Annotated in this window: 10 protein-coding genes; 4 read left to right on the top strand and 6 right to left on the bottom strand. The window is 74.4% G+C overall.

The annotated features are described in order from the left end of the window. The coding region (locus tag AB0I76_RS14545) for a hypothetical protein (protein WP_357034619.1) at nucleotides 1-796 on the top strand (796 nt) is incomplete at its 5' end. 75 nt (nucleotides 797-871) lie between these two features. Further along, complete coding sequence (locus AB0I76_RS14540) at nucleotides 872-1,996, top strand: hypothetical protein (RefSeq protein ID WP_357034617.1); 1,125 nt, start codon at nucleotides 872-874, stop codon at nucleotides 1,994-1,996. Between the two features lie 70 nt (nucleotides 1,997-2,066). Here the strand turns inward: AB0I76_RS14540 and AB0I76_RS14535 are convergent, their stop codons facing one another. The 4 genes from AB0I76_RS14535 to AB0I76_RS14520 all read right to left on the bottom strand — a co-directional run bounded on the left by AB0I76_RS14535 (nucleotide 2,067) and on the right by AB0I76_RS14520 (nucleotide 4,883). Continuing rightward, the gene (locus AB0I76_RS14535) at nucleotides 2,067-2,453 is read right to left on the bottom strand and encodes a VOC family protein (RefSeq protein ID WP_357034615.1); all 387 of its coding nucleotides are present in this window, start codon (nucleotides 2,451-2,453) and stop codon (nucleotides 2,067-2,069) included. Next, nucleotides 2,450-2,851 (bottom strand): VOC family protein, encoded by a 402-nt coding sequence (locus AB0I76_RS14530; protein ID WP_357034613.1) that lies wholly within the window; start codon nucleotides 2,849-2,851, stop codon nucleotides 2,450-2,452. The genes AB0I76_RS14535 and AB0I76_RS14530 overlap by 4 nt, the downstream gene beginning before the upstream one ends. Nucleotides 2,852-3,018: 167 nt before the next feature. Next, complete coding sequence (locus AB0I76_RS14525) at nucleotides 3,019-4,191, bottom strand: HAMP domain-containing sensor histidine kinase (protein WP_357034621.1); 1,173 nt, start codon at nucleotides 4,189-4,191, stop codon at nucleotides 3,019-3,021. Between the two features lie 23 nt (nucleotides 4,192-4,214). Then, nucleotides 4,215-4,883 (bottom strand): response regulator transcription factor, encoded by a 669-nt coding sequence (locus AB0I76_RS14520; protein WP_357034611.1) that lies wholly within the window; start codon nucleotides 4,881-4,883, stop codon nucleotides 4,215-4,217. A gap of 143 nt (nucleotides 4,884-5,026) precedes the next feature. Here AB0I76_RS14520 and AB0I76_RS14515 point away from each other — a divergent pair, with 143 nt between their 5' ends. Beyond that, complete coding sequence (locus AB0I76_RS14515; protein ID WP_357034609.1) at nucleotides 5,027-6,223, top strand: peptidase C39 family protein; 1,197 nt, start codon at nucleotides 5,027-5,029, stop codon at nucleotides 6,221-6,223. 9 nt (nucleotides 6,224-6,232) lie between these two features. Here AB0I76_RS14515 and AB0I76_RS14510 read toward each other — a convergent pair whose 3' ends face one another. After that, the gene (locus AB0I76_RS14510) at nucleotides 6,233-7,516 is read right to left on the bottom strand and encodes a PQQ-binding-like beta-propeller repeat protein (RefSeq protein ID WP_357034607.1); all 1,284 of its coding nucleotides are present in this window, start codon (nucleotides 7,514-7,516) and stop codon (nucleotides 6,233-6,235) included. A gap of 15 nt (nucleotides 7,517-7,531) precedes the next feature. Next, entirely contained in the window at nucleotides 7,532-8,821 is a 1,290-nt protein-coding gene (locus AB0I76_RS14505; RefSeq protein WP_357034605.1) for a PQQ-binding-like beta-propeller repeat protein, read from the bottom strand. Nucleotides 8,822-8,896: 75 nt separating this feature from the next. On the opposite strand from AB0I76_RS14505, the gene AB0I76_RS14500 reads away from it, so the two are divergent. After that, nucleotides 8,897-10,181 (top strand): hypothetical protein (locus AB0I76_RS14500; RefSeq protein ID WP_357034603.1); only part of this gene is annotated, 1,285 nt, incomplete at its 3' end.

Genomic DNA, 10,181 nt, shown 5'->3' with positions numbered 1-10,181 from the left:
CGGCCCGCCGCCGCAGTCCGGCGCGTACCCGGGCGGTCAGCCGTACGCCGGCCAGCCCGGCGCCCACCCCGCCCCTCAGCCGTTCGGTGAACCGTCGTACGACGGCGCCCCGCCGGCGAAGCGGTCCCGGCTCCCCCTGGTCCTGTCGCTGGCCCTGGCCGGGATCCTGGTGCTCTGCCTGGGCGGCGGCGGTCTGGCCTACGTCGCGCTGTCCGGCGACGACGAGCCGGCCCCGGTCGCCTCGTCCGGCGCGACCCCCGGCGCGGCTCCGAGCACCGGCCCGGACGACGCGGGCTCCGCTCCGGCGGAGACCCCGTCCGACGAGGCGAGCGCGGACCCCCGGATCCGGCTGGTCACCCCGAAGAGCCTGGGCGGCCGTCCGAAGAGCACCGACCCCGAGCTGAAGGCCCTGGCGGACCAGATGGTCCGCGACATGAAGTCGACCGTGAGCCGCGAGAGCGGGGCCGTCGGCGCCTTCTACGGCAGTCCGGAGAAGCAGAACATCGTCATGGTGGTCGGCGCGTCCGGCTTCGTCCTCGACCCCGAGAAGGAGTTGAACGACGCGGTCAAGGGGGTCACCACCGACCTGTCGGTCCGGAAGATGGCCACGGTCAGCCCGGGGCCGCTCGGCGGCCTGGCGAAGTGCGGTGACGGCGAGTCCTCCGACGTGCCGCTCGGTGTCTGCGTCTGGGCCGACCAGGGCAGCGTCGGGATGATCGTGATGTTCTTCTCCTCCGGGTCCAAGGCGAAGTCCGAGTTCGTCTCCATCCGGGGCCAGATCGAGAAGCGTTCCTGACACCGTCGCCGGCGGGTCCACGACGGACACCGCCGGCCGCACCCGTTCGCACCCCTGACCTGGAGCTGACCTGACATGACGCAGCCGCCCTACCCCTCCCAGCCGGGAAGCGGAGCGCCCTACGGCGCGTACCCGCCTCGGCAGCCGGACAGCGCCCCGCCGTCCCAGTACGGCGGGCGGCCACCCGCGCCCCAGTACGGCGGCTACCCGTCGGGACCGCAGCAGCAGGGCGGGTACCCCTCCGCACCGCAGCAGGGCGGCTACCCGTCCGGACCGCAGCAGCAGGGCGGGTACCCCTCCGCACCGCAGCAGGGCGGCTACCCGTCCGGACCGCAGCAGCAGGGCGGCTACCCCTCCGCACCGCAGCAGGGCGGCTACCCCTCCGCACCGCAGCAGCAGGGCGGCTACCCCTCCGCACCGCAGTACGGCGGCTACCCGCCGGCGGGGTACCAGCAGCCGGTCGGCTATCCGCCGTCGTCACCGGGTGGTTATTCGTCCGCACCGGAGCCCGGCGGCTACCCCTCCGCACCGGACAGCGGGGGCTACCCGTCGGGCCCGCAGGCCGGCGGGCCCGGCCAGCCGTACGGCACCCCCGCGTTCACGCCCGCCCCGAAGAAGCGGTCCACCGGCAAGGTCCTGCTGATCGTGCTGCTTGCGGTGCTGGTGCTCTGCGGAGGCGGCGCGGCGGTGGCGGTGGCGCTCGTCGGCGGCGAGGTCAAGGACGCCGTCGACACGGCCACCAAGACCCGGGTGGTCGCGCCGGAGACCCTGGCCGGCCGGCCGAAGGTCACCGACCCGAACCTGCTGGACATCGCGAGGCAGCTCGAGACCACGCTGAACAAGTCGCTTCCGGGGGCGACCAGCACCGTGGGCGCGTTCTACGGGACACCGGCCAAGAAGGACCTGGTGATGGTCGCGGCGGCCTCGGGGCCGAACGCGGACCCGGGGAAGACGCTGAACGACACGATCGCCGGCGCGAAGCAGAGCGCCGTCGAGGTCGGCCCGATGACCGACGTCGAGGCGGGTCCGCTCGGCGGTGAGGCCAAGTGCGGTGACGCGAAGGCGGCCGAGGTCAACATCGGCCTCTGCATCTGGAGTGACCGGGGCAGCGTCGGCATGATCATGATCTACTTCAAGTCCGGCGCGCAGGTGGCGGACGAGTTGGTGGCCATGCGCGGGCAGATCGAGCAGCAGGGCTGATCGGACCGACCGCCGGAACGGGCCCCGTCCGTCTGGACGGGGCCCGTCCGTCTGGACGGGGCCCGTCGCGTCAGGCGGTCTGCGCCGCCCGCTCGGCGGCGCTGCGTACGACGCAGAACTCGTTGCCCTCCGGGTCGCGGAGCACCACGAAGCCCTGGCCCTGCGGCCCGATGTGGTCGGCCACGTGGACGGCACCGATCTCCAGGAGGCGGCGTACCTCCTCGTCGCGCGTCCGGTCCGTCGGTTGCAGGTCCAGGTGGACGCGGTTCTTCACCTGCTTGCCCTCCGGCACGGCCAGGAAGAGCACCTCCGGGCCACCGGGGGGCAGCAGCATGGCCTCCGGGTCCCCGGGGAAGTCGTCCGGCTGACGGGGGCACTCGAAGACCTGGGCCCAGAAACCGGCCAGGGCGTACGTGTCATGACAGTCGATGCTGATGTTGTGGATGCGTGCGCTCACGCTGACTCCTTCGTCGTGGACACCCGCTCCGCCGCGCTGCGCAGGACGCAGAACTCGTTGCCCTCCGGGTCGGCGAGCACCACCCATCCGGTGCCGTCGGCGCGCCGATGGTCGCTCACCACCGTGGCGCCGAGGTCGAGCACCCGCTGGACCTCCTCGTCGCGGGTCCGGCCGGCGGGCTCCAGGCAGATGTGCACCCGGTTCTTGACCGCCTTGGTCTCCGCGACCTGCTGGAAGAACACGTGCGGCGCGTCCGGGTGGGTCGTGACGAGGACGGCCTCCGGGTCACCCGGGAGGTCGTCGGCGTGGCGTTCCCGACCGAGCACCGCCGACCAGAAGCCGGACAGGGCGTAGGTGTCGTGACAGTCGAAACTGACGTTGTGGATCCGTGGATACACGGGGTCTCCTCCTGAGGAGATCGGGGCACCCCGCGTGCGTGAGGGTCAGCCTGCGAGGCGGGGTGCGGACAGCATGACGGTGAACATCGACGCACCCCCCTCCTTGATCGGGCTGACGCGGTGATCATCACACCGTCGGGGCGCCCGCCGCAACCCCGTTCACGCGGTCAGCGAGCCGGGTCCGGACCGGGCGTGGCGTCGGCGGCCGGCAGCGTCACGGTGACCTCCAGGCCCCCGCCGGGCTGGGCGACGGCGCTGACCGTGCCGCCGTGGGCGTCGCAGACCGCACGCACGATGGAGAGCCCCAGGCCGGAACCCCGGGCACCGGTACGCTCCCGGCCACCGCGCCGGAACGGCTCGAACAGCCCCGGCACGTCGGCCTGGTCCACCTCGAACCCGGTGTTGCCCACCACCAGCCAGGACCGCTGCCCGTCGGAGCCGGTCCGCACCCACAGCCGGCCGTGCAGGTGGTTGTAGCGGACGGCGTTCTCGACGAGGTTGCCGGCGAGCCGGTCCAGCAGCCCCGGGTCGCCGACGACCGGCGCGCACTCCAGCGAGGTCTGCACGTGCAGCCCGATCCGCTCCACCTCCCGGCGCACGGCGGACAGGGCGTTCGCGGTGCCCTCGGCGAGGTCGAACTCGGTGCGCCGGCCCAGCCGACGGCCCGCCTGGGCCTCGCTGCGGGCGAGGATCAGCAGGGCGTCCACGAGGCCGTTGGCGCGTTCGGAGGCGTCCCGGACGACGGTGGCCATCCGCCGGTACTCACCGGTGTCCGCGTCATCGTCGCTCAGCGTCACGTCGATCTCGGTACGCATCACCGCGAGCGGGGTACGCAGCTCGTGCGACGCGTTGGCGACGAACCGCCTCTGCGCCTCGAAGGCCTCCCCCAGCCGGTCCAGCATGTCGTCGAACGTCTTGGCCAGCTCGGCCACCTCGTCGTCGGCCCCGGAGTAGCCGATCCGCTGGTCCAGCGTGGTCTCCCCGAGCCGCCGGGCGGTCGCCGTCACCTGGTGCAGGGGGCGCAGGGCCCGGCCCACCACGGCGTACGCCCCGGCCACCCCGACGATCCCGACGGCGAGCAGGGCGGCGAGGCCCTTGGCCAGCAGTTCCCGGCCGGCGGAGTCGACGAGTTGCCGCTGCCACTGCGCGGCGTCCAGGGACCGCCCGTCGGCGAGCACCACGGTGGTGCCCGGCAGTAGCTCGTCGGTGGGCCGCAGCGCGTCCCGGACCAGCAGCCAGGCCAGCAGCACCAGGATCGCGCCGGCACCGACCAGCAGGACGCCGTTGAGCAGGGTCAGCCGCAGCCGCAGCGTGGGCCGTAACCGGGAACGCCGGGCCACCGGGTCGACCTCGGCCCGCGCGTTCACGACGGCGTCCCGGCCGTGCGGTAGCCCGCACCGACGACGGTCTCGATCAGCGGCGGGTCGCCGAGCTTGCGGCGCAGGGTCATCACGGTGACCCGGACGATGGTGGTGAACGGGTCGGTGTTGGCGTCCCAGACCCGCTCCAGCAGTTCCTCGCTGGAGACCACCGCGCCCCGCGCCTTGAGCAGCTCGCACAGCACGCCGAACTCCTTGTTGGTCAGGTCGACCGGCTCGCCCCGGCGGGTCGCCACCCGTCGGGCGGGGTCGACCACGAGGTCGGCCAGCTCCAGCACCGGCGGGGCGGGCGGGGTGGCGCGCCGGCCGAGCGCCTGCACCCGGGCCACCAGCTCGTCGAAGGCGAAGGGCTTCGCCAGGTAGTCGTCGGCGCCGAGCTGCAACCCCTCCACCCGGTCGGCGACCGTGCCGCTGGCGGTCAGCATCAGCACCCGGGTGAGCGCGCCGGAGGCGGCCAGGTCCGCGCAGATCTGGTCGCCGTGCACGCCGGGCAGGTCGCGGTCCAGCACGACCACGTCGTACCGGGTGACGAAGGCGGCCTCGTGGCCCGCGTCGCCGTCGTAGGCGACGTCGACCGCCATCCCCCGCTTACGCAGCCCCCGCGCGATCGCGTCGGCGAGGTTGCGCTCGTCCTCGACCACCAGCACCCGCATCCCGGCCTCCTCCGCCCCTGACCTCCCGACAACCTAGTGCGAGGCGGCAACCGGCCGTCCCCCGCCGTCCCGGCCACCGTTGCACAGAACCTTCGGCGTACGCGATGCTGCCGGCAGTCGTCACCGGCAGGAACGGACGGTCCATGATCAGCACGACGCCCACGACCGGGCGCGACATCACCTACCGGGGTTTCCGGTTCCCCGACAGCCTCGACTCCGGCGTCGCCGAGGGGCTGGAACCGAGCGGGCGGAGCCTGGTGCTCGCCGAGCCGGCCGGTCTCGTGGACCGCACCGGCCCCGACGGCCGGTTGCGCCGCCACGTCGCCGGCCGCTGGACGTCCGCGCCGGTCGAGGCGGGTTTCGCCGTACGCGAGGTGGTGCCCTCCTGGACCGCGGACACCCCCGGCGACAGCTGGCTGCGGGTCGAGGCCCGCGGGTGGGGCGACGACGGGGCCGCCACCGGGTGGTACGTGCTCGCCGACTGGGCCGCCGCCGACCACGCCGTACGCCGCACCTCGGTGCCCGGGCAGCGCGACGGGGTCGCCCGGGTGGACACCGACACGCTCGTGCTGGCCGGCGCGGCGGTCACCGGCTGGCAGCTACGGGTGACGCTGCTGCGCCCGGAGGACGCCATCGACGGCCCGCTGCTGCACACCGTCGGTGCCGTCGCCTCCGGCACCCATCCCGGCCCCACCGGTCCGACACCGGGTCCGGCCGGCGCTCCGGTCGCCTGGGGCACCGTGCTTGACGTGCCGCGCTACTCGCAGCGGCTGCACGCCGGTGTCCAGGGCTGGGGCGGCGGGGGCGACTCCTGGTGCAGCCCCACCTGCATCTCGATGGTGCTGGCCTACTGGGGCGCCGCCCCGCCCGGGGACCGGTACGCCTGGGTGGACCCGCCCGGCCCCCGCCCGGTGGTGGTGCACGCCGCGCGGCACTGCTTCGACCACGCGTACGGCGGCGCGGGCAACTGGCCGTTCAACACCGCGTACGCCGGCCTGCACGGGGTGGACGCCTTCGTCACGCGGTTGCGCTCGCTCGCCGAGGCGGAGGCGTTCGTCGCGGCCGGCATCCCGTTGGTCGTCTCGGCGGCGTTCCGCGCCGGGCAGGTGCCGGGGCTGGACTACGACACGGCCGGGCACCTGATGGTGCTGGTCGGGTTCACGTCGACCGGCGACCCGGTGCTCAACGACCCGTACGCCCCGGACGACGACGGTGTGCGGCGTACCGTGCCGCGGGGGCCCTTCGAGGCGGCCTGGCAGGCCGGCAGCGGCGGGGTGGCGTACGTGCTGCGCCCGCCCGGGTTTCCCCTGCCCCCGCCGCCGGCCCAGCCGAACTGGTAGCGCGTCGCGTCAGCGGGGCAGTCGCCACAGGCCGACCGCGCCGTCGATCCGGCGGCACACCAGCCGGTCGCGGGCCACCTGGCACTCACCGGCCGCCTCGCGCAGCACGTCGAGGGGCCGCGCCCGGTGCGTCGTCGTGTCCAGCTCCGCGACGAGGAGGCCGCCACCGGGGTACGGCCGGGTCCCCACGAGCCGGCCGCCCGGGTCGTCGGGTCCAGTGATCTCCCACTGTCCCCAGCTGCCGAGGACCCGCCCGGTGGCGGGGTCGAGCAGGACGTACTCCGCGCTCGGACCAGCGGGCCGGTCGAGATCGGTGACCAGCACCCCGCCGACCTGCCAGAAGCCGTCCCACCGGTCCTCCGTCCACCTCGGAGTGCCGGTCGCCGGGTCGAGCGCCCGCAGCCGCCCCCCTTCGGACTGGACGCAGACCAGCGGGCCGCACGGCGTCGCGTACCGGGCGTCGCCGATCGGCACCCGCCAGCGCCGGTCCAGCCGGTCCAGGCCGTAGGCGGTCACCGTCGGCGGGGTGCCGCCCACGGTGACCAGGAGGTCCCCGATCACCTGAGTGGACCCGTACGGCCGGTCCTCGGGCGACCAGAGGTCGGCGGCGGCCAGCACCGCGCCGGAAGCGGCGTCGCGCACCTCGACCCGTCCCCCGGGGTCGCTGAACACCACCCGGTCCACGCCCTCGTCCGCCGACCGGAAGGAGACCTCCCCGGCCGGTGTGGCGACCCGCCAGCGCAGGGTTCCGCAGCAGGGGTCGACCACCTGCACCGTCCCCCGGTCGGCGCCGCTGCCGAACGTCTGCACCAGCAGACCGTCGCCCGCCCGGTCCACCGCACCGGCGGGGATCCGCCACCGCAACGCGCCCGTCGCCGGGTCGAGGGCCATCGTGCTGGTGCCCGGCCCGTCGGTCTCCTGGCCGGTCAACACCACCGCGTCCGATCCCATCGGGACGGACCAGAGCCGGCCGGCGTCGACCGGCAGCGGCACCCGCCACAGCGGCTCGCCACCGTCCAGCCGGTACGCGGTCACGGTTCGCGCCGTCGGCCGTTCGCCGATCGGGTCCACGACGAGGAGCAGGTCGCCGGCCACGAGCAGGCCGGCGCCGGGTGGGGCCGGAACGGCGGCGGCGACGCGCTCGGCCGGCAGTGCCGCGGCGGTGAGTGTGGCCAGGGCGAACGCCAGGACCGCGAGACACGGCAGCAGCCGGCCGGACGGGCGGCGGGGAGGACGGCGGGACGGCTCGGGCGGCGGAACGTCGCGCACCTCACCGAGGTCGATCAGCGTCATGCGGCACCACCTTCCTCAGCCGGACAGCTGCCACACGCCGAACCCACCGCCACGCCGCCGGCACGCCACGGTGGCGTCCACGATCTGGCAGTCACCCGCCGCCTCGCGCAGCGGTTCCCGGCGGATCCCGGCCGTCCGCGGGTCCAGTGTGGCCACCAGCACCCCGCCGTCCGGCAACGGCCGCGTAACGGCCAGCGACCCGCCGTCGTCGTGCCAGTTCGCCGTCACCCAGTGCCCGAGGTCGGCGACCTCCCGACCGGAGGTCACGTCGAGTACCAGGGCCCGGAGGGTTCCGGAGGCATGCGGCGGCCCGAGGGCGAGCGCCTGCCGGCCGCGGGTCGGCACGATCCCGGATACGTCCTGCGCCTCCCAGCGCACGTCGCCCGTGGTCGGGTCGAGCGCCCGCACCCCTCCGGTATGCCCCATCGCACAGATCAGGTCCCCGCACGGGACGACACCGTCGGTGAACGACAGCGGTGCCCGCCACCGCGGGCCGAGGTCGTCCAGACCGTACGCGACGACGACGCCGGTCCCGGCCCCCACCAGCAGGTCGCCGACCACCTGGTACCGAAGCTCGCCGAGGGACGCCCCCCGGGGCAGGTCGGCGGAGGCGACGACCGCGCCGCTGCGCGGGTCGAGCACCTCGATCGGCCCCTTCTCCCGGACCAGCACGACCGCCTCGATCACCCCGTCGCGCCAGTGGACCTCGAACCCCTCCAGCGGCGACGCCGACCGTGACCACCGCGCCGCTCCCGACGACAGGTCGACGGCCCTCAGGCCCGATCCGATCTCGGAGTCGAGGACCTGGACCAGCGCCTGACCGGTGGCGTCATGGAACACGAACCCCGGCTGTCGCCACCGGACCCGCCCGGTCGCGCCGTCCAGGGCGACCGTCTCGATCCCGCTGCCGCCCCCGGCCTCGAGACCGACCAGGACCGTGCCGCCCGGGGCGCTCCGCACCCGCCACACCGGCCCGGTCGACGGCACCCGGACCCGCCAGCGCGGCTCGAGCCGCTGCGGGCGGCCGGTGGCCCGGTCCGGTAGCGGGTAGGCGATCAACTCGCCGCCACCCGCCGGTGGTTCGGCGACGAAGAGTGTGTCCTCGCTCAGGAACGCCTGTGCGCCGGCGGTGCCCGGCACGACGGCGTGGACCCGACCGGGTGGCGGCGCGGCGGCGGCGAGCACGGCCAGCAGCAGCACGAGCACCAGCCCGACACGCACCGGCCGGCCCACCGCGTGGGGCCGCCGCGACGGCACCGGCTGCTCCACCTCGTCCCGGAGGTCACCGAGGTCGATCAGGGTCATGCATCCTCCGGCCGGGAGCGACATGGATCACTACCCGGCAAATCCCACTTATTCCCGCCTGTACGATGACGCGTCGTGGCCGTGCCGGTGATACACCCCTCGCTGACAACCGACTCCGAGCTCGTCGAGGCGAAGCCGACGCGACGGCCCCGCCGACGGCCCGCCCGCGCCGACGTCCTGGCCATCGGAGCGTACGTGCTTCTGGGCGTCCTCGTGTGCCTGCACTACTGGGGGGACGTGCAGAACCGGGTGTCGTCGCACCTGCCCACCGACCACAGCTGGTTCGAATGGCTGTTCGCGCACGGCGCGTACTCGGTGTCGCACCTGGAGAACCCGCTCTTCACCGCCCGTCAGAACGCCCCGGACGGGGTGAACATGATGGCGAACACCTCGCTGCTCGGCGTGACGCTGCCGCTGGCACCGCTGACGCTCCTGCTCGGCCCGCAGGTGATGTACGCGCTCTACCTGGGCGGCGCCCTCGCGGCCACGGCCGGCACCTCGTACTGGGTGCTGTCCCGGCACCTGGTCCGGTCCCGGGCGGCGGCGTTCGTCGGCGGCGCGTTCCTCGGGTTCGCGCCCGGCATCGTGCACCACGCCAACGGCCAGCCCAACTTCGTGTCCAACTTCCTGCTCCCGCTGATCGTGCTGCGGGTGTTCCGGTTGGGCGAGCCGGGACGCTGGCGGCGCAACGGCGTCGTGCTCGGCCTGCTGGTGGCGTACCAGATCTTCATCAACGAGGAGATGCTGCTGCTGACCGCGCTGGCCTGCCTGGTCGCCGTGGTCGCGTACGCCGTGCTCCGCCCGCGTGCGGCGTGGCGGCAGGCCGGCGCCTACGCCGCGGCGCTCGGTCTCGGCGGCGGCCTGGCGCTGCTGCTCACCGCCTACCCGATCTGGTTCCAGTTCAACGGCCCGCAGTCCTACCGCGGCCTGCAGGGCGGTGTGTTCCACAACTGGGGCGAGGACCTGGTGGCGTTCGTGACCTTCCCCCGGGACACCATCGCCGGCGACGAGGCGGTGGAGAAGACCATCGGCCTGACCGAGCAGAACACCTGGTTCGGGTGGCCGCTGGTCGTGGTGTCGATCGTCGCCCTGGTGCTGCTGGTCCGCCGCTCCCTCGTCGCCCGGATCCTCGCCGTGCTGACCGTGGTCTTCACCGTCGCCTCGCTCGGCCCGGTGATCCGCCTGAACGGGGTGGAGACGGAGACCGCCGGCCCGTGGTCGTACATCCCGGACGACCTGCCGCTGGTCGAGATGATGATGCCGACCCGACTGGCCCTGGTGGTGGCGGCCGCCGTCGGCGTGCTGCTCGCCCTGGCGTGGGATGCGGTCGCGGGCAACGGCCGCCCGCCGGTGCCGGCGC

Source organism: Micromonospora sp. NPDC049799 (assembly GCF_040656655.1).
Taxonomy (GTDB): Bacteria; Actinomycetota; Actinomycetes; order Mycobacteriales; family Micromonosporaceae; genus Micromonospora.
The sequence above is the reverse complement of the archived record's forward strand: the minus strand, read 5'-3'. Positions and strand labels throughout refer to the sequence as shown.